The 20,938-nt window shown below is 68.7% G+C and carries 16 protein-coding genes and 2 tRNA genes; 8 read left to right on the forward strand and 10 right to left on the reverse strand.

What is annotated here, in order from left to right; genetic code table 11:
- Positions 1 to 16: 16 nt before the first annotated feature.
- Positions 17 to 3,811 carry a S8 family serine peptidase gene (locus ABZX12_RS01595; protein ID WP_355688834.1) on the reverse strand — a complete coding sequence of 1,265 codons (3,795 nt, stop codon included), beginning with the start codon at positions 3,809 to 3,811 and terminating at the stop codon, positions 17 to 19.
- Positions 3,812 to 4,035: 224 nt separating this feature from the next.
- On the opposite strand from ABZX12_RS01595, the gene ABZX12_RS01600 reads away from it, so the two are divergent.
- From ABZX12_RS01600 to ABZX12_RS01610, 3 genes are all read left to right on the forward strand, one after another.
- Positions 4,036 to 4,920 carry a sigma-70 family RNA polymerase sigma factor gene (locus tag ABZX12_RS01600; RefSeq protein WP_355688836.1) on the forward strand — a complete coding sequence of 295 codons (885 nt, stop codon included), beginning with the start codon at positions 4,036 to 4,038 and terminating at the stop codon, positions 4,918 to 4,920.
- 33 nt (positions 4,921 to 4,953) lie between these two features.
- Positions 4,954 to 5,493: a hypothetical protein gene (locus ABZX12_RS01605; RefSeq protein ID WP_355688838.1), complete on the forward strand. Its 540-nt coding sequence runs from the start codon at positions 4,954 to 4,956 to the stop codon at positions 5,491 to 5,493.
- Positions 5,494 to 5,586: 93 nt separating this feature from the next.
- A tRNA-Asn gene (locus ABZX12_RS01610) sits at positions 5,587 to 5,659 on the forward strand.
- A gap of 368 nt (positions 5,660 to 6,027) precedes the next feature.
- Here the strand turns inward: ABZX12_RS01610 and ABZX12_RS01615 are convergent.
- The gene (locus tag ABZX12_RS01615; RefSeq protein WP_355484662.1) at positions 6,028 to 6,165 is read right to left on the reverse strand and encodes a hypothetical protein; all 138 of its coding nucleotides are present in this window, start codon (positions 6,163 to 6,165) and stop codon (positions 6,028 to 6,030) included.
- A 128-nt stretch (positions 6,166 to 6,293) separates the two neighbouring features.
- Here ABZX12_RS01615 and ABZX12_RS01620 point away from each other — a divergent pair.
- A tRNA-Ile gene (locus ABZX12_RS01620) sits at positions 6,294 to 6,367 on the forward strand.
- Positions 6,368 to 7,363: 996 nt separating this feature from the next.
- On the opposite strand, the gene ABZX12_RS01625 is transcribed toward ABZX12_RS01620, so the two are convergent.
- From ABZX12_RS01625 to ABZX12_RS01635, 3 genes are all read right to left on the reverse strand, one after another.
- The gene (locus ABZX12_RS01625) at positions 7,364 to 9,226 is read right to left on the reverse strand and encodes a TSUP family transporter (RefSeq protein ID WP_355688839.1); all 1,863 of its coding nucleotides are present in this window, start codon (positions 9,224 to 9,226) and stop codon (positions 7,364 to 7,366) included.
- Positions 9,227 to 9,360: 134 nt separating this feature from the next.
- Positions 9,361 to 9,717 carry a cupin domain-containing protein gene (locus ABZX12_RS01630; protein ID WP_355688841.1) on the reverse strand — a complete coding sequence of 119 codons (357 nt, stop codon included), beginning with the start codon at positions 9,715 to 9,717 and terminating at the stop codon, positions 9,361 to 9,363.
- Complete coding sequence (locus ABZX12_RS01635) at positions 9,714 to 10,562, reverse strand: alpha/beta hydrolase (RefSeq protein WP_355688842.1); 849 nt, start codon at positions 10,560 to 10,562, stop codon at positions 9,714 to 9,716. The genes ABZX12_RS01630 and ABZX12_RS01635 overlap by 4 nt, the downstream gene beginning before the upstream one ends.
- A gap of 215 nt (positions 10,563 to 10,777) precedes the next feature.
- On the opposite strand from ABZX12_RS01635, the gene ABZX12_RS01640 reads away from it, so the two are divergent.
- On the forward strand, positions 10,778 to 11,134 hold the full coding sequence (locus tag ABZX12_RS01640) for a response regulator transcription factor (RefSeq protein ID WP_355688844.1): 357 nt from the start codon (positions 10,778 to 10,780) through the stop codon (positions 11,132 to 11,134).
- A 13-nt stretch (positions 11,135 to 11,147) separates the two neighbouring features.
- The gene (locus tag ABZX12_RS01645) at positions 11,148 to 11,807 is read left to right on the forward strand and encodes a response regulator transcription factor (RefSeq protein WP_355689714.1); all 660 of its coding nucleotides are present in this window, start codon (positions 11,148 to 11,150) and stop codon (positions 11,805 to 11,807) included.
- 12 nt (positions 11,808 to 11,819) lie between these two features.
- Here the strand turns inward: ABZX12_RS01645 and ABZX12_RS01650 are convergent, their stop codons facing one another.
- The 3 genes from ABZX12_RS01650 to ABZX12_RS01660 all read right to left on the reverse strand — a co-directional run bounded on the left by ABZX12_RS01650 (position 11,820) and on the right by ABZX12_RS01660 (position 16,079).
- On the reverse strand, positions 11,820 to 13,982 hold the full coding sequence (locus ABZX12_RS01650; protein WP_355688846.1) for a GAF domain-containing sensor histidine kinase: 2,163 nt from the start codon (positions 13,980 to 13,982) through the stop codon (positions 11,820 to 11,822).
- A 544-nt stretch (positions 13,983 to 14,526) separates the two neighbouring features.
- Complete coding sequence (locus tag ABZX12_RS01655) at positions 14,527 to 15,435, reverse strand: hypothetical protein (protein ID WP_355688847.1); 909 nt, start codon at positions 15,433 to 15,435, stop codon at positions 14,527 to 14,529.
- Positions 15,436 to 15,632: 197 nt separating this feature from the next.
- On the reverse strand, positions 15,633 to 16,079 hold the full coding sequence (locus ABZX12_RS01660; protein ID WP_355688849.1) for a helix-turn-helix domain-containing protein: 447 nt from the start codon (positions 16,077 to 16,079) through the stop codon (positions 15,633 to 15,635).
- A gap of 129 nt (positions 16,080 to 16,208) precedes the next feature.
- On the opposite strand from ABZX12_RS01660, the gene ABZX12_RS01665 reads away from it, so the two are divergent.
- A complete protein-coding gene (locus tag ABZX12_RS01665; protein WP_355688851.1) occupies positions 16,209 to 17,057 on the forward strand; it encodes an MBL fold metallo-hydrolase in 849 nt (282 codons plus the stop codon).
- Between the two features lie 26 nt (positions 17,058 to 17,083).
- Here the strand turns inward: ABZX12_RS01665 and ABZX12_RS01670 are convergent, their stop codons facing one another.
- The gene (locus tag ABZX12_RS01670; RefSeq protein WP_355688853.1) at positions 17,084 to 18,358 is read right to left on the reverse strand and encodes an adenylate/guanylate cyclase domain-containing protein; all 1,275 of its coding nucleotides are present in this window, start codon (positions 18,356 to 18,358) and stop codon (positions 17,084 to 17,086) included.
- An 85-nt stretch (positions 18,359 to 18,443) separates the two neighbouring features.
- Here ABZX12_RS01670 and ABZX12_RS01675 point away from each other — a divergent pair, with 85 nt between their 5' ends.
- Positions 18,444 to 18,980: a DUF664 domain-containing protein gene (locus tag ABZX12_RS01675; RefSeq protein ID WP_355688855.1), complete on the forward strand. Its 537-nt coding sequence runs from the start codon at positions 18,444 to 18,446 to the stop codon at positions 18,978 to 18,980.
- Between the two features lie 21 nt (positions 18,981 to 19,001).
- Here ABZX12_RS01675 and dnaG read toward each other — a convergent pair whose 3' ends face one another.
- Positions 19,002 to 20,885 carry a DNA primase gene (dnaG, locus tag ABZX12_RS01680; RefSeq protein WP_355688857.1) on the reverse strand — a complete coding sequence of 628 codons (1,884 nt, stop codon included), beginning with the start codon at positions 20,883 to 20,885 and terminating at the stop codon, positions 19,002 to 19,004.
- Positions 20,886 to 20,938: the final 53 nt, after the last annotated feature.

Consider the following 20,938-nt stretch of genomic DNA (forward strand, 5'->3'; position numbering starts at 1 on the left):
AGGGCACCCCGTGAGGTCAGCGCAGCCGGTAGGCCCGGGTCACGGTCTGCTCGACGGCGGTGCCGTCGACGTCCGTGCCCTGGACCCGCAGCGTGACGAACCCGTTGGTGTTGCGCAACGCCGGGCTGTTCAGGACACCCGTGGCGCTCGCGGCGCCGGTCATCGTCACCGGGACCTGGGTCCAGGTCGCGCCGTCGTCGTACGAGGCCGACAGGGTGACGTCCCGCAGCTTCGGAGCAGCCAGCCCCTTCGGGTACCGGAAGCCGAGGCCGAGGGTGGTCGCCCGCCCTGCCTGCACCGTGTTGTCGAGCGCGACGTCCAGGTCGTAGTCGATCGACATGACCGGCAGCAGGCTCCGGTCGGTGTGCTCCGACCGGAACGTCCAGGCGGTGCTGGCCTTGGTCGACGTCGTCCACCACGGCTGGTTCTTGGTGACGTCGAGGACGAGCTTGTACGTCGCCGGCTGCGGCACCATCGGGAACGCCACCGTGCTGGACGGCGCCGAGCCGAGCAGTTGGCCGTCGCGGTAGACCGTGGTCACCGACTTCTCGAGATTGCTCGACAGCGTGAACCACTGCCCGGTCCCCTGGTCCAGCAGCGAGGCGATGTCCGTACCACCGAGGTCACCGATGCGGACGGCGCCGTCCGGATGGTTGGGCGTGATCGCCGAGCGGACCACAGCCTTGTTCCAGGCCCGGCTGGTCTTCTGGCCGGCCTGCAGGACGGTCGGCATCGTCTGATAGGACCCGCCCATCGACTCCCAGATGCCGGCCGCCGACACGAACTCCCAGGTTCGCACGCCGCCGGTGACGTACTCGGTCGTCCTGCGCGGCATCGTCGACCGCTTCAGCGTCATCACGACGAACGTCTGCTTGTCCGAGATCAGGTACCGCGCGTAGCCGCCCAGCGTGGGTGTCGACGCGTGGAAGCTGCTGTCGACCGTCGCCAGTTCGCTCGAATCGGCCCGGTACTGCTGAGTCGTCGAGATGCCCACCTGGGTCTTCAGGACCTCGTAGCTGTACGGCGGCGCTGCCGTACCGCGGAACAGCAGCATGGCGTCGCGGCTGGCAGCCAGCTTGACGCCCTGCTCGTTGGACAGCGAGAGCGCGGGAATCGCGGTCGGGTCCTTCCGGTAGATCGCGGTACCCCAGTCACCCGGTGCGTCGTTGTAGACGATCACTACGGCCGCACCTGCGGCAGCCGCGTTCGCGATGACCTGGCCGATGCTGACAGCGTCACTCCGCTTCACCAACGCCACGGCGCCGCGGACCGCCGAGCCGGTCAGGTCCTCCGGCCGGCCGGTGCCCGCGTCGACAACGCGGAGCAGTTTGGTGCCGTTGATCCGGGCAGAACCGGCCCAGCCGTCGATGTATTCCGGCGTGATCGCGAAGGAGTCGCGGCTGACGACCTGGGTGCTCAGCTCAGGGGCGCTCGCAGAGAACTGCAGCCTGTGCTCGATGAGCTCCTTCTTACCGGTGGACGGGATCGCCCACAGCTTCGTGTAGCCGGGGGCGTCCGACTGCAGCTCGTACCGCAGCGTGGTGTTGTCGCTCATGAAGGACACGCTCATGCGGACCTGGCTCGTTTGACTGGGCAGCGGCGTCTCGAGGCGTACCTGGTGCGACTTGGTGCCGTCGAACGTCAGCGTGCGGTCTGTGTCGAGCACTACACCGGACTCCGCGCCGTACACGACCTGGCGGACCTGACCGTAGTCAGGCGTGAACCGGTAGGTCGACGACTCGAAGGCGTACTCACCCCGCGGCAGGCTGAGCGTCATCGTGCCCGCCGTGCCCAGGAAGTAGTACATGTCGGCCGGCTTGGCGTTCTTGAGGTCGAACACGAAGACCATGCCGTACGCCGCGGGGGCCGGCGTCGTCTCCCGGTCCTTCACGGTGATCGTGACGTCGAAGCGCTCCACGTCCTGCACGAACCCGACAGCGGTGGTGACCACAGCCTTGCCGTCCGCCGAGGTTGCGACGACGTGTTCGCCGTACGTGCCGGTGGGCATCGTGCCGCCGGTCAGTGTCACCGGTACGTCGGCGGTGCCGTGGGCGGGGACCGTCACCGAGTCCGCACCGAGCTGGAAGGTACCGGCCGGGACCGCGGTGCCGGCCGACTTCTGGACCAGCTCCAAGGTGATCGGCTCGTCACCGTTGTTGGTGTAGGTCAGTTGCTTGGCGACCGGTGCGGTCGACCCGAACGGGCGCATCCCGAAGTCGACGACACCTGACGCGGACACCTCCTGACGGAAGGCGCGGCTGACATCGACGCGTCCCGCGCCCTGCAGGTAGACCGACGTCTCGGCGGTGGTCTTCGCCGTACTGACCAGCTGGTTCTTCAGCTGGGCGGGGGTCCAGTCCGGGTGCGCCTCGGCGAGGATCGCGGCTGCTCCGGCGACGTGCGGCGTCGCCATCGACGTACCGCTGGCCGTGGTGTAGTTGGCGTCCACCGGAGTGCCCATGGCGGTACCGGCCGCGCGAGCGGCGACGATCGCCGAGCCGGGAGCGGTGATCTCGGGCTTCAGGGCGCCTTCGGCGAGCGGACCGCGGCTGGAGAAGTACGTGACCGCGTCGTTCTGGTCGACAGCGCCGACCGTCAGTGCCGAGGCCGCGTTGCCGGGCGAGCCGACGGTCGAGTCGGCCGGGCCCGAGTTACCCGCGGCGATGGTGAACAGGACACCGGTCTGCGCGGTGAGCGTGTCGACGGCGGCGACCAGCGGGTCCTCGTCCCTCGGCCCTGCTGGTCCACCCAGGCTCATCGAGACGACCTTGGCACCGGAGTGCGCGGCCCAGTCCATCCCGGCCAGGATGTCCGACTGGGCGCCGGAGCCCGCGTTGGACAGCACCTTTCCGATCACCAACTCCGCGCCCGGCGCGACGCCGCGGTACTTGCCGCCGGACGCGGCGCCGCTACCGGCGACCGTCGAGGCGACATGGGTGCCGTGGCCGTGCCCGTCCTGGACCGACTCGCCCGGTACGAAGCTCTGGCTGGCAACCACCTTGCCGGTCAGGTCCGGGTGGTTCAGGTCGACGCCGGTGTCCAGGATCGCGACCTTGACGCCGGTACCGTCGTACCCGGCCTGCCAGGCGTCCGGAGCGCCGATCTGCGGCACGCTCTTGTCCAGCAGCGCGTGCATCTTGCTGTCCAGCCAGATGTGGTCCAGGCCCCCGGACAACCGCGGCCCGGCGTCGTCGACCGAGTCCCAGAACGTGGCTGTCTTCGCCTTCGCCGCCGTGACAGCGGCGCCGCGGATGCTCGGCAGGTTGCGCTTGATCGTGGCCCCCGACGGCGCGAGGGTCTTCGGGGCGGTCCGGCCGGAGTACTTGACGATCAGCGGGATCGATCCGCTGCGCGCGTCGTCGTACCCCTGGGCGATCAGGCCGGTGACGTTGAACAGCTTCTGGTCCAGCTTGCCGGACGCGATCAGCGGCTGCGCCTCGGGCGGGATCACGTACACGTCGTCGCCGACCGCGTAACTGCGGAAGTTGGCCGCGGAGCCGGCGTGCGGGGTGATCGCGACCGCGGGCTTGCCGGCGGACGTGGTCACCGTGACCACGTCGCCGGTGACCAAGGTGACCTTGGCCGCGGGCTTCTGGGACGCGCCGGCCGTCGTGGGGATCGCTGCGGCCTGGACCGGGGTGACGGCGTTGGCAGCGTCTGCGGCGGTTGCGGCGGTTGCGGCGGTTGCGGCGGTTGCGGCCTTGGCGGTGGCCGGGGGCGGCGACGGCTCGGCGGAGGCGATCGCGCTGCCGGGCACCACGAGGGTGGCGGTGAGCGCGACGCCGAGCAGCATCGATCTTCTGGTTGCCATGGGGGGTGGCCCTCCTTCTTCCGGATTCCGTTCCGGTGCCGCACAGCCTCGCCAAGGCGGCCGGAGTGCCGCTACGGATCCGCTTGGCGATCACCCGACATGTCAGGTCACCGCCGAGCCGCCACCACGTTGCGTAGTTATCCACATACTCGAAGTCATCGGTCCGCGGGAGGGTGAAACGCGGCACTCTCTTGGGCAAGGAGATCGGCGGCGAAGGGGACGGGATGGGAGATCTGGACTGTGAACCGGCGGACGTGACCGCGCTGGTGGCGTACCTGCGCGACATCGGGCAGCACGAGCTACTGACCTTGGAGGAGGTGAACGAGCATTCGTACTGGATCGAGGCCGGCGTGCTGGCGGCGGACCGGCTGAGCGGCGATCCGGGGCGGCACGACCCGGGCGACCTGCGCCAGGTCGTCGCGCTCGGGCAGCACTCGTGGCGCCGGATGATCGAGGGCAACCTGCGCCTGGTCGTCTCGCTCGCCCGGCGGTACGGCGGGAAGGGCATCTCGCTGCTCGACCTGATCCAGGAGGGCAACATCGGGCTGATGCGCGCGGTCGAGCGGTTCGACCACCGCCGCGGGCACCGCTTCTCGACGTACGCGATCTGGTGGATCCGCCAGTCGATCGGCCGCGCGATCTCGGACCGTTCCCGCCTGGTCCGGATGCCGGCCCAGGCGTACGCCGACGCGTCCCGGGTGGCGTCCGCGCGCCAGGAGCTGACCCAGGAGCTGGGCCGCGACCCAGGAGCGCCGGAGCTCGCGCGAGCGACCGGCCTGAGCATCGCCCGGATCGAGCGGGCGCAGGCGTGGCGGACGCAACCCGAGACCCTCGACCTCGACGACACGGACCCGGTGATCGACGACGACCCGATCGTGCTGCGCGCCGCGCTCCGCCGCGACCTCGCCCACCACCTGCAGTTTCTCGACGACCTGCACCAGACCGTGCTCCACCGGCGGTACGGGCTGCACGGTCACATCCCGTCCACGCCCGAGGAGATCGCGTCGCAGCTGGGTCTGACCACGGCGAAGGTTCGCGCGCTGGAGCGTGAAGCGCTCCGGCAACTCCGGCGCCGGGCGCTGCCTCAGCTCCGTGACTACGTCGCCTGACCGGCTGCTTGGCGCGACTGGAATGATGTGGGTGTGAGACTCCTGCGTACTCCCTGGCCGCGCGAGCTGGGCGAAGCCGTGTCGGCCGCCGCCCGCGAGTCGACCGGCAGGAAGGAAGACGTCCTCGCCGCCGTCCAACTGACCACCGGCCGCTGGGTGGCCGGCACCCGCGCGGCCGTCTACCTGCCGTCGGACTCCGCGGACGCGGACCGCCGGGTCGGGTGGGAGAAGATCGAGCGCGCCAACTGGGACTCCGAGGCGTCGGTGCTGCACGTCTACGAGACCACCGACTTCGGCACCCCGCTGCGCGCCACCGAGCTCAAGGTCGAGGACCCGGGCCGGTTCGGCCAGCTGCTCCGCGAGCGCGTGGACGCGAGCATCGTCGTCCAGCGCCACGTCCCGCTGGCCGGCAAGCGCGGCGTCCGCATCGTCGGCCGCCGCAACCCGGCCGCCACCGATGCCGCCGTCACCTGGAACATCGTTCTGGACAAGGGATTGGAGCCCACCCAGCCCGGCATCGTCGACGCCGCCGAGGCCGCCCTCCGGCAGGTCCGCGACGAGTTCGGAATCTGACCCGGCAGCGTCCAGAATCCCGTTTTTGTAGTTCGCCCCCCGCCTGCTAACCTACTCAGGTCCTCGGGGATCGAGGACAAAGCAAGACCCCGATCCCGCGTAGCTCAATTGGCAGAGCAGCCGGCTGTTAACCGGCAGGTTACTGGTTCGAGTCCAGTCGCGGGAGCAACAACGAGCCGGGCCTCCACTCAAGGAGCCCGGTTTTCTCATGTCACCCGCAACAACGGCCGGCGGAGGACCGCCGTCCGTAAGCACGCCCACGCCGAGCGTGGCGCCCAGACCAACGCCAGCGCCTCCCCCACCACCTGCCCGGCATCAGGCGCGCCGATCACCCACAGCACGTCGTACGTGGCAACAGACCCCGGCCAGACCCCGATCCGCCTCCACAAAGGCGAATCCGCTCTGGCCTCCGTCTCCTGGTCCAACACGGTCGAAGTGGCCGAGACCCTAGCCCCAGGCACCTACCTCGCCATCGCCCCACACACTGGCGACCGCCCAACCTGCCCAACTGACTCCAAGCTCCACGAGGAAGTGCTACTTCCCCTTCTTCCGATCGATCGCCCGCTGGATACGGTGCTGCGGTTGACCGGTAATCTTCGCGAGCAGCGGCACGCGGTACTTGTACGCCGCGATCGCACCCACCACGAGCACCAGGAAAATGAACCAGCCCATCGGTGTTCCCTTCGTCCGGACCTGCCTCCATCATGCCCGGTCCACCCCACCCGCCCCTCCGTCAAACCCCTGACCCACCCCTGGTTTCACACCTCACCCCCACCCACCAGATACGATCTGCCGCACACGGGGCGGTAGCTCAGCTGGTTAGAGCAGGGGACTCATAATCCCTGGGTCACGGGTTCGAGTCCCGTCCGCCCTACAGAAGCGTCAGCGCGGATCGATCCGGCGTCTCGAGTCAGGATCGCTCCAAGTCCGCGTCTACGCCGGCGTCGACCCTGTGACGAAGAAGGATCTCTATCTGACGGCGGTTATACCGGCAGGCGCGCACGGCTGCGCAGCCGGATCGACGAGAAGGGAAATCCGAAGACGCGCGCAACCGTCGCGCAGTTGATGACGCGCTACTTCTCGGTGCTCGACGCCGACACGCAGACAGTCCGTGGCTGTCGATCGAAGTACGAGACTCACATCAAGCCGTTGCTTGGCACCGCTCAACTGTCGCGCCCCGACGTCGAGCATCGAACGCCCCGTGCACACCAGTGCGACGAGCATGTCGGCGACCGTTGCCCGCGCAACAATCCGGAGGGATGCCGTGGCTGCCGCCGAATGTGCAAGCCCCATGTCTGGAAGGGCCTCGCTGATTCGACCGTATGTCAGATCCACTGGATCCTCAGCGGTGCGTCGGATTGAGCGGTGGTTTGGGGTTGGCTCTCGGTCAATCCAGCAGAACATGCCGACAAGCCAGGACTCCCCGCTCCGAACCCCAACCGCCAACGGTCGACGAAGTCGGCCGCCTAATCACGGCCGCATTCGAGGAAGACGAGGACTGGGGAAGCTTTATCTCGATTGCCTCAGAGCTCGGGCCAGCGACGTCGGCGATGTCGATGGCGCTGGTTGTGGCACCTCGATGCAAGGTCGTTCTGACCCTCGAACTTGCCGTCCCGGTGCGGGACTTCTAACTGGACGTCGCTGTGCTCTCGGACAGCGCCAGCCTTGAGCCGGGTTCTGTTGCGGGTGCTGCCGGGCTCGTTGCCCGCTGGGGCGTCTTCTGGTGCCCCAGGTGCTCGGTCAGCTCCTGGCCCCCGGCCGTCTGCAGGACTCCTTGATTACGGGTCGTCCGGGCCGGTCAGGGACAGCCCCTGTTCCCGGCCCGGCGGACCAGATTCTCGGCCGCCTGCTGCTCGCTCGGCGGCTCCGCTCAGGACTTGATGAAGTCGAGCAGGTCCTTGTGGAAGGTGTCTTTGTAGGCGGTGGTCTGGGCCAGCCCGTGCGGGGCGCCGGGGTAGACCTTCAGAGTCGCGTTCGGGATGATCTCCGCCGACTTCAGTGCCGCCGCGGCGATGGGGACGATCTGGTCGTCGTCGCCATGGATGATCAGAGTCGGGACATCGAACTTCTTGAGGTCCTCGGTCGTGTCGGTCTCGGAGAAGGCCTTGATGCAGTCGTAGGCGCCTTTCTCGCCCACGGTCATGCTGAGCAGCCAGAACGAATCGCGCAGGCCCTGCGACACGGTGCTGCCGTTGCGGTTGGCGCCGTAGAACGGCCCGCTGAGGTCCTGGTAGAACTGGGACCGGTCGGCGGACAGGCTGGCCCGTAGACCGTCGAAGACATCCAGGGGCTGGCCCTCAGGGTTGGCGCTTGTCTGGAGCATCAGCGGCGGGATCGCGCTGACCAGCACCGCCTTGGCCACACGGGAAGTGCCGTGGCGGCCGATGTAGCGCGCGACCTCGCCACCGCCGGTGGAGTGGCCGACCAGGACCGCGTCGTGCAGGTCGAGGGCCTCGATGACCGCGGCCAGGTCATCTGCGTAGGTGTCCAGGTTGTTGCCGTCCCAGGGCTGGCCGGACCGACCGCCGCCACGGCGGTCGTGCGCGATGGCGCGGTAGCCGCTGGAGGCCAGCAGGAACAGCTGGTCGTCCCAGGCGTCGGCGGTCAGCGGCCAGCCGTGGCTGAAGACGACCGGTCGGCCGGCCCCCCAGTCCTTGTAGAAGATCTCCGTGCCGTCGGTGGTGGTGACAGTGCCCATCGTTTTCTCCTTCTTCGTGATGGCCGGGAGCCAGGCGGTTACCGGCAAGTCCGCGCCCGTGCCGGGCGGTGACGTCTCTTGATGCCGAGTCAGGGCCAGTGCGAGGTCGCCTGATGTGCTGACCTGTGGCTCGGCGACCGCCCGGCGGCTGACTGCCTGGATCCGCTGGGCGGGTAGCGCCTTGATGACTAGCTGGACGGCGACGGCCAGCAGCAGCGCCGCGAACAAGATTCCCGACAGGGCGGGAGTGATCACTAGTGCGGCGTACACGGCCGGTACCGAGGTGGCGGCGGCCGCGGTACCGGCGACCAGCCCGGCGCGGACATCAACCAGGCCGCTACGCCGGCTAGTCACGGTGCCGGCCAGGCTGGCCGGGATGCTGACCAGTAGCGCCGTGCCCTTAGCGGTCAGGTCGCTGACAGCGAACCCGGAGATCAGAAGCGGCACGGCGATGATCCCGCCGCCGATGCCGAACAGGCCCGAGGCGGTCCCGACCAACAGGCCGAGGCCGATATAGCTGAGCGCTACGCCTGCTGTCAGGTGGACCGGGTTGCCGCGCTCGGGCGCAACGGCCAGTAGGCGGACCGCGTTCGCGACGATGAAGGCGATGAATATCCACCGCAGCCAGGCCAGCGGCAGACGCCGCAGCAGGTGGCTGCCGGCGACCGCACCGGCGACCGCACCCGGCGCCACGAGCGCGGCGGCTGCGATACTGACGCGGCCGTGAGCCAAGTAGGTGGCCGAACTGACCGCGGCGGCGGGGATGACGGCCACCAGCGACGTCGCCGCGGCTTGCCGCTGGCCGAGGTGGGCGCGCCACATCAGCAGCGGAACCATCAAAATACCGCCGCCGATCGCAAACAGCCCTGATAGCACGCCCCCGACGGCCCCGATCGCGGCCAGGGTGGCCCAATACCCGCGGCCGTGCCCCGCCGGTCCACAGGACAGCCGCGCGGGAGCAGTCGGTGCCGCAGTCGTCTCACCGCCCCTGCCTGGGGCGGCAGAGCCGTCCGGACCGTTCCATGCTGTGCTCATCGACGGCTCCACATCAGGTCAGCCGGTTCCCGGCCAGGAAGTCCGCCCGCCCGGGCGCGAAGGAGGGCAATCAGGGGCACGGTTTCGAGCCTTCCGTCGCTACTGCGATGAGCGGCGTGAATGTAGGCCCGTCGTCATGGCTTGGTGAACCTGGCCAGCGGCTTTCCCGGTTCGACGATGTAAGTGGAAAGCATGCGGCCCGTTCGGGGGCCGAGGTCGGTGGCGTTGTGCGGCGTCTCGGGCGGGATGAGGAAGCCATCGCCGGCGTTCAGGGTGACCGTGGGCTGGGCCTGGATCTCCATACGTACGGTGCCGGACACGATGAAGCCGACCTCTTCACCGGGATGCTGGTGCCAGCCGGACTGCACGCCGGGCGGGATCTCGGTAAGCACCTGGACGATCTCGCGGCCTGGGATCGAGGACTCGGCGCGCTGCAGTTCGGTGCGCTTGAGTGTTCCGGCGAGATCATCGCGGGAGTCGCGGCTGGTCATGGCGTCGGCGCGGTTTCACGCAGGAAGGCGAGCAGCTCGCGATTGACTTCGGCGGCATGGGTGACGCCCATGACGTGCGGGCCGCCGTCGATCTCGGCGTACCGCGCCGCGGGCAGGGCGGCGTGCAGCCGACGGCCCTGACCGTTGATCGGCAGGATCCGGTCGGCGGTGCCGTGCAGGATCAGCGTCGGGATGTCGATCTTGGTGATGTCGTCGCTGAAGTCCGACAGCCAGCCGGGCGGGCACGCCCAGGTCGCCCATGGTGAGGCATCGGCACCGGCGTTCCAGAGGGCGCGAACGGTCTGTTCGCTCACCCGTTTGCCGAGGTAGTCGTCGAGATTGAGAAGGTTCTCGACCAGTCCCGTGAGCCAGGCGAACCGGTCGTCCAGGATCGCCTGCTGTACGCCGGACACCGCGGCCTGGTCGACGCCCTCGGGGTTTGCGTCGGACTTGGCAAACGACGGCGCCAGAGTCTCGATGAAGACGCAGCTCCGCAGCCGTCCCGTGCCGTGGGTGCCGATGTAGCGGGCCAGCTCGCCGGTCCCCAGCGAGAAGCCGATCAGCGTCACCTCGCGCAGGTCGAGCTTCGTCAGCAGTTGGTGAAGATCATCGGCCAGGCGGTCGAAGTCATAGCCCTCGGTCGGCCGGCTCGACCGGCCGAACCCGCGGCGGTCGTAGGCAATAACGCGGTGCCCCGCGTCCAGGAGGGGGTGAAGCTGCGGTTCCCAGGACCGGCTGTCCAGCGGCCAGCCAGCCAGCAAGACGACGGGGTTGCCGCTTCCGTGGTCCTCGAAGTACAGCTCGATCGGGGTGGAATTTTCCTGGCCGACGGTGATAGTGCCCATGGCGCCCTCCTGGGAAGCTCGCTGTCAGGGGGAGCCTGTCAGCGGGGCGCGGCCACGCCCAGACCCCCTGGCCCGACAGCCCGGTCGTGCTCACCCACGAGTGGGCTACGGCTAGCCCTACCGTGATGGTCGGGCTGCCGTGACGCCTGGCCAGCCCGCCGATATTTCCGGCTAGCCCTACCCTGCCGAGCCCACCGAGCTGGAAAGATGTTGCCATGCCCCGGTCGGTTCTCGTCGTCGACGATGATTCGTCCTTTCGTCAGCTTGCGATCAGGCTGCTGCGCTCATGGGGCCATGACGTCGTCGGGGAAGCCGCCAGCATCGCGGAGGCAGTGGAGCGGGTTGCCGAGCTCCGTCCCGATACCGTGCTGATCGACATCGGGCTACCAGACGGTGACGGTTTCCAGTTGACCGCGCGCATGCGGCTGTTGCCGTGGCAGCCCCGTGTGCTGCTGATTTCATCGGATTCCAGCGCGGCTACCGATTCCGACGCCCGGCAGGCCGGCGCCGTCGGCTTCGTCTCGAAGACCGACATGGCCGGATCGCAGTTTCGCCGGATGCTCGATGGGTGAGATGGACCGCGTCGTGCGCGTGGTCGTCGGCGAGGACGACGTCCTGATGCGTGAGGGAATCGTGCGCCTGCTGGCGGAGGCCGGGCTCGAGGTCATGGCCCAGGCCGGGGACGCCGGCGACCTGCTCCGCAAGGTGCTGGCTTACCATCCGGACGTCGTCATTGTGGATGTCCAGATGCCTCCCCACCGAGGCGATGACGGGCTGGTCGCGGCCATGGAGCTGCGACGCCGTCAGCCCGGGCTCGGGGTTCTGGTCCTCTCGCAGTTCAACGAGGAGTCCTATGCCTTGGACCTGATCGGGGACAGCCCCGAAGGGGTGGGCTACCTGCTCAAGGAGCGGGTCGGTGATGTCGAGACCTTCGTCAGCGCGATCCGGCGGGTCGCGGCTGGGGGGACCGCCTTGGACGCCGCGGTTGTACGCCGCATGCTAGGCCGCGATCGCCAGGACGACCCACTGCGTCAGCTCACGGTCCGCGAGCGAGCCGTGCTCGCCGTGATGGCCGAGGGTAAGTCGAACGCGGGCGTCGCCGCCGCGCTCGCCATCAGCGAGGCGGCCGTCGAGAAGCACGTGACCGCCATCTTCCGCAAGCTCGACATCGGCGTCGAGAGCACCGAACATCGCCGGGTTCTCGCCGTACTGGCCTACGTGCGGAGCGCCGGGCCGGGCTCGTAGGCCTGCGTCCAGCTAATGGGGCATGCCCGGCGTGGACGGGAGCGGGTCGCCGATCGGCACCGTAGCCTCCACCGTTGTCCCCGTTCCCGCTGGGCTGGTGATGCGAAGCGCGCCGCCGCGTGCCTCGACCCGGTCGAAGAGCCCGGTCAGACCGGAGCCCGTTCCGGCCTGAGCTCCGCCGACCCCGTCGTCACCCACCTCGATGCGCACCGCGCCGTCGCTGAGGCTGGCGCGAACCCAGGCGCGGTTGGCGCGGGCGTGCTTGACGACATTGGTCAGCGCCTCGGCGACGACAAAATAGGCGGTGGTCTCGATCTCTGCGGGCAGCCGGGGCATGTCGACGACAGCGTCGACCGGCAGCGGCAGGTCAGCCAGCAACGACTCCACTCCGCCGCGCAAGCCCTTGCGGGTCAGCCCCGCCGGGAGAATCCCGCTGACGAGCTCACGCAGTTCATCAGTGGCGCGCTGAGCGTGCTTGAGCGCTTCCTCGACACGATCGATGCCGGCCTGTACATCGCGATCCGCGAGTGACTGCTGAGCCAGCTTCAACGTGATGACCGTCTGGACCAGACGCTGCTGCGCACCGTCATGGACGTCACGCTGCAGCCGCCGCCGCGTCTCGTCGGCTGTCGACAGGACCCGGGCGCGCGAGGCGATCAGCTGAGCGCGGCTCGCGGCGTTGCTCACCGCGGTGCCGGCCAGGTTGGCGAACTGCTGAAGACGATCCTCGACCCCGCGCACCAGCGGCCCGTCGGCCGAGGTGGCGGTGAGCATCCCCCAGACGCGGCTCTCCAGCGCGATCGGTGCGGCGACCGCGGCGGTCAGGCCGAACTCCCGGGCAAGGGCGGCGTCGGGTTCGACGGCGTAGTCGTCCACGCGCTCCGGCCGCCCGGTCCGCCGGACGCGGTCGGGCAACGTGCCGGACGCGTAGGCGATGCGTGTCCCGGACGGCGCAGGGCCGCCGCTGTGGCTTACCACCACCAGCGCCGCGTCCTCCTCGAAACGGACGAGGGTCATCGGCTGACCGCCGAGAAGCTGCTGAGCCTCGGCAGCCACCGCCGCGAATATCGCGTCGGGCGGTCCGCCGCGGGCCACCTGTTCGGCGACGCGCAGCAGCGCCGCCTGCTCGTCAGCCATCGCCTGGACGTCGGCACGCGCCTGGGAACTGGCAATCGCCGTACCGGCCAGCTCAGCGAAACGCGAAAGCTGTTCCTCGATCCCAGGCGGCAATGCCCCCCTCCCGGCCGCCACCAGAGCGCCCCACAGCCGGTCCGCGGCCAGTACCGGCGCCGCAGCACTGGACGAGTACCCCTGGCCCGCGGCCAGCCGAGGCCACGCGCCCGACATGGCCTTCAGCTGGTCGGCGCGGGCCGGCCGCCGGGTCCGCCAGACGCGCTGGGTGGCGCCGTCACCGTCGCCCGAGGCACGCATCCCCACTGTCACGCCGTCCGGCGGATCGTGGATCGCAACCACCTCGGTCGCCCCGTCAGGCTCAAAGCGCAACAGCGTCGTAAAGGCGACGCCGACCAGGCGCGAAGCCTCCGTGACCACCGCCTCGAGCACCTCATCCGGCGGGGCGTCGTGCACCGCGAGCTCGGCCACCCGCCGCAGCGCGGCCTGCTCGGCGGCGAGCTGCTCGAGCTCCTCGCGGCTCTGCTCGTTAGCGATCGCGATAGCCAGCAGTTCGGTGAACGCTGCCAACTGGTCCTCTGTCCCGGGCGGGAGCTCCTGGTCGTTCGCCGAACCGACGGCGGTAAGACCCCACACGGTTCCGTCAACGATCACCGGCGCACCGACTGACGATCGCCAGCCCCAGCCGCGAATCATCTCGGCCAGCGAACCCGAGGAGCCCGTGTAACTCCTGATCCGGCTCGGACGCTTGCCGTCCCAGATCAGCCGGGCCAGGGTGCCGGAGCCGAACGGGTGCCGGACCCCGATGTCCTGGTACCCATCGGACTCGTTCCAGCGCCCGATCATGGTCACCGTTTCGTCGTCGTGCAAGCGCACCAGGGCCGCGTCAGTCGCGGAGATCAGCAGGCCCACCTCGGTCACCAGTGCCTCGAAGACCTCGGCGCGAGCGGCCCCCCGCGCCACCAGTGTCGCCACTCGCCGCAAGGCCACCTGCTCGGCAGCCGAACGGCGAAGATCACCGGGATTCTTCGCGGAGGGTTCCATGGGCTCATCCAGGGGTGCCAGGCCCAGCGCCCACTTCTGTCACTCCAGCGACAGTACCCAATGACAGGCCGGGCGACCAGATAGAAGCTCCCAGCGACACGAGCCAGGAGAAGGTCTGCCGAGTCGAACTCACTCGGGCGTCGAGCTCGACCGACTTACTTGTGTGAGTACTGACCAGCTGCCCATCGTCTACGCCGAAATAGCCTCCTCCGGCGGCGACCACGTACTAGGGACGCTCTCCTGCTGGGCGAGCTGGTCGTCCCGGTGCGCCGCTACCAGCACGAGCTGGTTGCCCTCAGCCATCGTCGGTCACGTCCTTCGCCATCGAAGTCCGATCATCCGAACCACAGCCAACGACTGCGGGGAGGATCGTCCGCGAATTCGTCGGATGACGTGGGTCACGAAGCATAGTTGCGACTGCGAAATAGCTCGTCTGACGGGCTGTTGGACCTGATGTCTGTCCTCGGCCTGCGCGTGGGCCGAGCACAGCCACGGTCATTTGGCGGTCTGATCCGAAGGCCGGTGACCAGCCGAGAGGCGGGGATCACTCTCCGAAGAGGAGAGGAGCGGTGCCGGGCTCGGCTGTGTGGCGGAAGTAGGTGGGGTCGGCGAAAGTAGCCGGGACCTTGCCCAGGCTCTGGATGACTGTGGCGGGGCCGTTTGCGTGGCCGATGGCATACAGGTAGCCGGATCGGGTGTCCTTGTCGATGCCAAGGAGCAGGGTGCCGTACTGGCCGCACTTCTCGGCAATCAGGGCGTCGAAGACTTGCCAGGTGGAGCTGCGGACCATCTTCACGACCGGCTTCATCGGCGAGGTCAGCGGGAGCCGGATCGTGTAGAGGGCGCCGCCGCGGGTGGTGGCCAGGAAGGTGTCGTACGTCGCGGTCTGGCTGATGAGCGCCATCGTCTTGACGGCCGAGAAGCCGGGCGCGGACTGCGGGTTGGTCCAGCCGAAGCCGCCCTTGCTGTCCCAGCGGGTGAGCGTGCCGTTGGAGCGCAGCGCGTAGTGGTTGACCAAGGCCCACGGGTTCGTGTCGTGCGGGTAGCTCGACTCCAGGAAGGTGGCGTCGCCCCAGCCGCCGCCGACCCGGAAGTTGTGCGCCTGCGTCCGGTCGACCTCGCCGGACTCGGTGAGGAAGTACGTGCTGTCGTACAACCCCGAGCCGATCACCACGTGGCCGGCGTACGCGCCGCCGAAACCTGTCACAACGGGGTCGTTGAAGAACAGACTGCTCAACCGGGGCAGGCCTTCAGGAAAGAGATCGGTGTAGCCCGGCTTCTCCTGAACCGTTGGCGGCGAGCCGGCAGTGATCACCCTGTGCGTGTGATCGCCACCAGCCGTCACCGACCCGGGCTCGATCTTGCACGCCGCAGCCACGGCGGCGCCAGCAGCCGATGCCGCGCCCGGATCCCCGACCAGCACCGCCGCCACCAGCGCAGCGGCAGCAGCCACCCGCGCCGCACTCCTGAGTTGTTTCGACGCGTTGACCATCGCTCCCCAGCCATCCTTCGGGTCGTAGTACGCAGTAGCACTTTGCCTACTTTGATACTCACCAGACCCGGAAAGTTAGATCCAGGAAGGCACTAGCGAAGCACGTCCGCCAGGCCGCGGCCGTTCACGGCGGCCCCATGCGGATTCGACCGTGGGTCTTACGAGGCGCGGGCAACGCGGATGTCAGCTGCCTCGACCAGGTTGCCGTCCTCGTCGACGAACTCCAGATGGGCGCGGCGACCGGTCGATCCGGAAGCGAATCCGACCTTGGAGCGATCGCCGAGGTCCAGGTGCGTTTCGCCCCACTGCGCCAGCGCGGCCAAGATCGGCAACGCGTCGCGTCCGGCTTGCGTGAGCCGATACTCCTCACGCGTGCGTTCCCCCTCGGCCTGGTAGGCCTGGCGCTCCAGGAGGCCGGCCGCGACCAATGCGTCCAAGCGCCCGCCGAGTGTTGCGGTGGGGATGCCGATGCGTTGAAACTCCGCGAATCTCGTGCTCCCCAGGAACGCCTCGCGCAGCAACAGCAAGTTCCACTTCTGGCCGAGGACGGTGAGGGTGCCTGCGATCGGGCAGGCCCGGTTCGCCGGCAACAGCATTGCATCCATGCCTCGAGTCTACTCTGACTTTCAAACTTGAACCCAGGCAGCTAACATCAATTCTTGAAGCCAGATCGCCGGTGCGTCCCCTGCGTGGAGAACCGGCGTCGATCAGAACTCATGCCACAAGGAGCAGCCATGCCGTCGCAGCTGACGTACGACGTGTTCGTCGCCGAGCCCATCCCGCAGAACGTCCGGGAGCCGATCCCCAACGGTGAGAGGCGAATGTTCTCTCCGCTCTCGATCACGCTCATCTCCGGGGAAAACGACGCCGTACTCGTCGATCCACCGTTGACGATCGAGCAGACCGAGCAGGTCGCCGGCTGGGTCGAGGCGAGTGGGAAGAACCTGACCCATGTCTTCGCCACGCATGGTCACGGCGACCACTGGTTCGGCGGTGCACAGTTGGCCGAGCGCTTCGGTGCGACCTTCGTCGCGACGCCGGGAACCATCGAGCAGATGCGGCTCAACGTCGCACTGCGGCCGGTCTTCTGGGATGCGTTGTTTCCCGGACAGATTCCGCAGACCGATGTCACGGCCGTCCCGGCGGTGGACAACATGATCGAACTCGAGGGCCACCAGCTCTTCGTCGTCGAGGTCGGGCACTCCGATACCGACGACACCAGCGTCCTGCACGTCCCCGCGCTCAGCCTGGTTGTCGCCGGCGACGTCGTCTACAACGGCGTCCATCAGTTCCTCCGGGAAGCCGCCGGCGACGGCATCAAGCGGTGGCACGAAGCCATTGACGCCGTTGCCGCTCTCGAGCCGAGGTACATCGTGACCGGCCACAAGAACGAGCAACTCGACGACGCTGCGGACCGTACGATCGCCGAGACGCGCTCGTACCTGAACGCAGCCGCTGAGCTGCTCACGCAAGAGGACACCGCGCTGGGCTTCTTCAACGCGATGCTGCAACGATTCCCGGACCGCCTCAACGCCGGCGCACTCTGGGGCAGCGCGACCGCGCTCTATCCCGAGCCCGCCTGAGCCGGCGTACGTGAGGTCGCGGTGGATCAGTGGTCCAGGAAGAAGGTCTCCATGGGGCCTTTGCCTTTGACGTCGATGGTGCCTCGGGGGTGGGTGGTGAAGGCGGGGTCTAGGGCTGCGGCGGCTCGGGCGGTGAGTTGGATGGTGCCTGGTTTGCCGTGGGATTCCATGCGGCTGGCTGTGTTGACGGTGTCGCCCCAGAGGTCGTAGATGAACTTGCGGCGGCCGATGACGCCGGCCACGACGGGGCCTGAGTCGATGCCGATGCGGATCGCTAGCCATTCTTGGCCGGGTCGGGCTGAGAGTCGGGTTACCTCGTCACGAAGGGCGAGGGCTGTGCGGGCGACTGCGGCGAGGTGGTCGGGCCGTGGATCCGGTAAGCCGCCGACCAGCATGTACGCGTCGCCGATGGTTTTGATCTTCTCGACGCCCTCCGCGTCGGCGATGCGGTCGAAGGCGGAGAAGACCTGGTCCAGCAGGGTTACCACGTCCGCCGCGGCCATCACCGCTGAGTGGGCCGTGAAGCCGACCAGGTCGGCGAACAGCACGCTGACCGAGTCGTAGTGTTCGGCGATCACTCCTGGCTCGGTTTTGAGGCGCTCGGCGATCGGCTCCGGGAGGACGTTCAGCAGCAGGTGTTCCGAGCGTTCCCGTTCCGCCGCGAGCGCTCGGTGGGCGCGCTCACGCTGCTCGACGAAGTAGCTGAGCATGACGTACGCGCTCACCATCGTCCCCGCGACGTTCATCACCAGGAACGTGACGACGAAACCGGGCGGCAGTTCGGACGGCGATTGGGCGAGCCTGGAGTCGACGAGGCCGAGGACGACCAGTTCGGCCAGGAACGCGATCAGCCACGGTACCGAGCGCCGGATGCCGAGCAGCGCGAGCGCGGCCAGCGGGGTGAAGACCGCCCAGAGGATCATCGCGCTCGAGGCGACGAAGCCGCCGAGCGAGACCTGCAGCAGCGCCGGCAGGATGAGGAACGCGAGCAGTTGCGTGGTCCGGAAGATCGCGAACCGTCGCGTCCGCGCCAGGACGGCCAGGCCGACGATCGTGATCAGCTGGTAGAAGGCGGGGATCGCGGCCGAGACCGGGTCGCCGTACGCGAGGTAGGTCGTCACCCAGATCGTGGAGATCACGGTGATCAGCAGTGACGAGAAGATGAGCGTGCCTTGGCGGAGGCGCTCGTCGTGGGTGTCCTCCGGCCGCGCGCCGAGGTCGGCCAGTCGCTCCAGCCAACGGACGCCGGTCCGCCCGGGGCCACGCCCGCGGACGCCAGCCTGGAGCCAGGAACCGGTCACGTCAGCAGCGTAGGCTCGCAAACCGCCGTCGACATCCTCCGAAGCCGCTTCCGCGGCATGCTAAGGGCCTGACGAAGGAGTGGTTATGGAGTGGAGGGATCTGCCGTCCGAGCCTTCGCCGCGGGGTGGGGAGGTCGAGATGCTGCAGTTCGCGTTGGATCGGGTGCGGCAGCAGTTCGCCTGGAAGACCGGTGGGCTGAGGGCTGAGCAGCTGCGGCAGACGCATCCGCCGTCGGCGATGACGCTGGCCGGGTTGATCAAGCACCTGGCGTTCGTCGAGGACGGGTTCACGGCGCGAGCCGCCGCGCAGCCGCTGGCGGCACCGTGGGACACCAGGAGCTGGGTCGAGAATGACCGGTGGGGCTGGGAGTCGGCGACCGCTGACGATCCGGAGGAGCTGTATGCCCTCTGGTACGGCGCGGCCGCTCGCTCTCGTGCTGCCTGGCAGTTGCTGAGCGCGGACGGCGGGCTGGATGTGGTCATCGCGGATTCGGACTCGGCGTGGTCGGCGAACCGGCGGATGATCGCCTTCGATCTGCTCGAGGAGTACTTGAAGCACACTGGGCACGCCGACGTCCTGCGTGAGGCGGTTGACGGCATGACGGGAAACGATCCTGACTGACGGCAGCGCCCGCGCCCTCGGCTAGATCGCGCCCGAGATGGCTCGGTTGCGGAGTTCGGCCTTGTAGGCCTCGAGGGCGATGAGTTCGCCGAACATCCGGTTGTACTCGTCCGCGCGGTCGATCGGATTCGTCCGCTGGAGCTTTGACTTCAGGTCGAGGATGCGGCGTGCGCAGGTCAGCTCCTGCAGCCGCGCCAGCAACGCGAGCGCATACGGCTCGTCGGGCTCGCGGCCGAGCCGGAGCGGGTCCACGGCGAGGGCGCCGACAACCGCGGCCGCCGGGTCGTTTCCGACGGCGTCGCGGACGGCGACCACCCAGGCCTCGCCGGGCGGCGCGGCGGACGGGCCGCCAATCTTCGCCATCGCGGCCCGGATCGCCGCCAGCCATGGGTGCGTGAAGTCGTGGTCGTCGAGCTCGTCGAACGCGACCCCGACCAGCGCCGGGTGCTGCATCGCGACCTTGAGCACGTCCCACTCGATCACGAACCGCTGGTCCCGCGGCGACGGAACGTCGTTCCGGACGACCTGCTGCGCGACGGGCGCCTGGTTGCCCGCGGCCGGCGCTCCGGCCTTGGACGCTGCGCGATACACCTCCGCGCGGACCTGCTCCTCGTCCATGCCGAGCCGCCCGGCCAGCTCCAGCGAGAACGACGTCACCTTCGACTTGTCGCGGATGCGGGCGACCAGCGGCGCCGCCTCGCGCAACGCGTCGATCCGGCTGTCGGCCCGGTCGAGGTCGTAGCGGGAGAGGATGTTGGTGAGGACGAAGCGGTACAGCGGCACCCGGCGGCCGATCAGCTCGCGCACCGCGGCGTCGCCCTTCTCGAGGCGGAGCTCGCAGGGATCCAGACCGTCCGGTTCGACCGCGACGTACGTCTGGGCGGCGAACGCCTGGTCGCCCTCGAAGGCCTTCAGCGCGGCACGCTGGCCGGCCGCGTCACCGTCGAAGGTGAAGATCACCTCGCCGCGGAACTGGTCGTGGTCCAGCAGCAGTTGCCGCAGCACCCGCGCGTGGTCGTCGCCGAACGACGTACCGCAGGTGGCGACCGCGGTCTGCACGCCGGCGAGGTGACACGCCATCACGTCGGTGTACCCCTCGACGACGACGGCCTGGCGGCCCTTCGCGATCTCGCGGCGGGCCAGGTCCACGCCGTACAGGACCTTGGACTTCTTGTAGATCGGCGTCTCCGGCGTGTTCAGGTACTTCGCTTCGATCCGGTCGTCGTCGAACAGCCGGCGCGCGCCGAACCCGATCACGTCGGACGACGCGTCCCGGATCGGCCACATCAGCCGGCCGCGGAACCGGTCGTACAGCCCGCGCTGCCCGTCGGCGGCCAGGCCGGACGCGACCAGCTCGGCGTTCGTGAAACCGCGACCGCGCAGGTGGCTGACCAGCGCCTCGCCGCCGCGCGGCGAGAACCCGACCCCGAACTGCACCGCTGCGTCCTTGTCGAAGCCGCGCTGATCCAGGAACTGCCGCCCGGGCGAGGCCTCGGGCGCGCCGAACAGCTGGTCGACGTAGAACTCGGCCGCGACCTTGTGCGCCTCGACGAGCCGCGGCCGCTGGTTCCCCGGGCCGCGCTGCACCGGCGCGCCGGAGTCCTCGTACCGGAGCTGGATGCCGACCTTGGAGGCCAGTGTCTCGACCGCTTCGGAGAATGTGATCTGGTCGACCTTCTGGATGAAGTCGATGACGTCGCCGCCCTCTTGGCAGCCGAAGCAGTAGAAGAAGCCACGGGACGGCGTGACGTTGAACGACGGCGACTTCTCGTCATGGAACGGGCAGAGGCCCTTCAGGTTGCCCCCGCCGGCGTTCTTCAAGGTCACGTACGAGCCGACGACGTCGTCGATCCGGGCTCGCTCGCGCACCAGCGCGATGTCCTCTTCCTTGATCCGGCCTGCCACGCCGTGAGTCTACGATCATCGGCAAGCAAACTCGCCCGCGGGACGACGAACGG

It is taken from the genome of Kribbella sp. NPDC003505, from assembly GCF_040610875.1.
GTDB lineage: Bacteria > Actinomycetota > Actinomycetes > Propionibacteriales > Kribbellaceae > Kribbella.

Coding starts and splice junctions, on each gene's coding strand:
- ABZX12_RS01635 (WP_355688842.1), bottom strand. CDS start 10,562: ATGGGCACTATCACCGTCGGCCAGGAAAATTCCACCCCGATCGAGCTG.
- ABZX12_RS01675 (WP_355688855.1), top strand. CDS start 18,444: ATGGAGTGGAGGGATCTGCCGTCCGAGCCTTCGCCGCGGGGTGGGGAG.
- ABZX12_RS01665 (WP_355688851.1), top strand. CDS start 16,209: ATGCCGTCGCAGCTGACGTACGACGTGTTCGTCGCCGAGCCCATCCCG.
- ABZX12_RS01600 (WP_355688836.1), top strand. CDS start 4,036: ATGGGAGATCTGGACTGTGAACCGGCGGACGTGACCGCGCTGGTGGCG.
- ABZX12_RS01595 (WP_355688834.1), bottom strand. CDS start 3,811: ATGGCAACCAGAAGATCGATGCTGCTCGGCGTCGCGCTCACCGCCACC.
- ABZX12_RS01615 (WP_355484662.1), bottom strand. CDS start 6,165: ATGGGCTGGTTCATTTTCCTGGTGCTCGTGGTGGGTGCGATCGCGGCG.
- ABZX12_RS01640 (WP_355688844.1), top strand. CDS start 10,778: ATGCCCCGGTCGGTTCTCGTCGTCGACGATGATTCGTCCTTTCGTCAG.
- ABZX12_RS01630 (WP_355688841.1), bottom strand. CDS start 9,717: ATGACCAGCCGCGACTCCCGCGATGATCTCGCCGGAACACTCAAGCGC.
- ABZX12_RS01625 (WP_355688839.1), bottom strand. CDS start 9,226: ATGAGCACAGCATGGAACGGTCCGGACGGCTCTGCCGCCCCAGGCAGG.
- ABZX12_RS01660 (WP_355688849.1), bottom strand. CDS start 16,079: ATGGATGCAATGCTGTTGCCGGCGAACCGGGCCTGCCCGATCGCAGGC.
- ABZX12_RS01650 (WP_355688846.1), bottom strand. CDS start 13,982: ATGGAACCCTCCGCGAAGAATCCCGGTGATCTTCGCCGTTCGGCTGCC.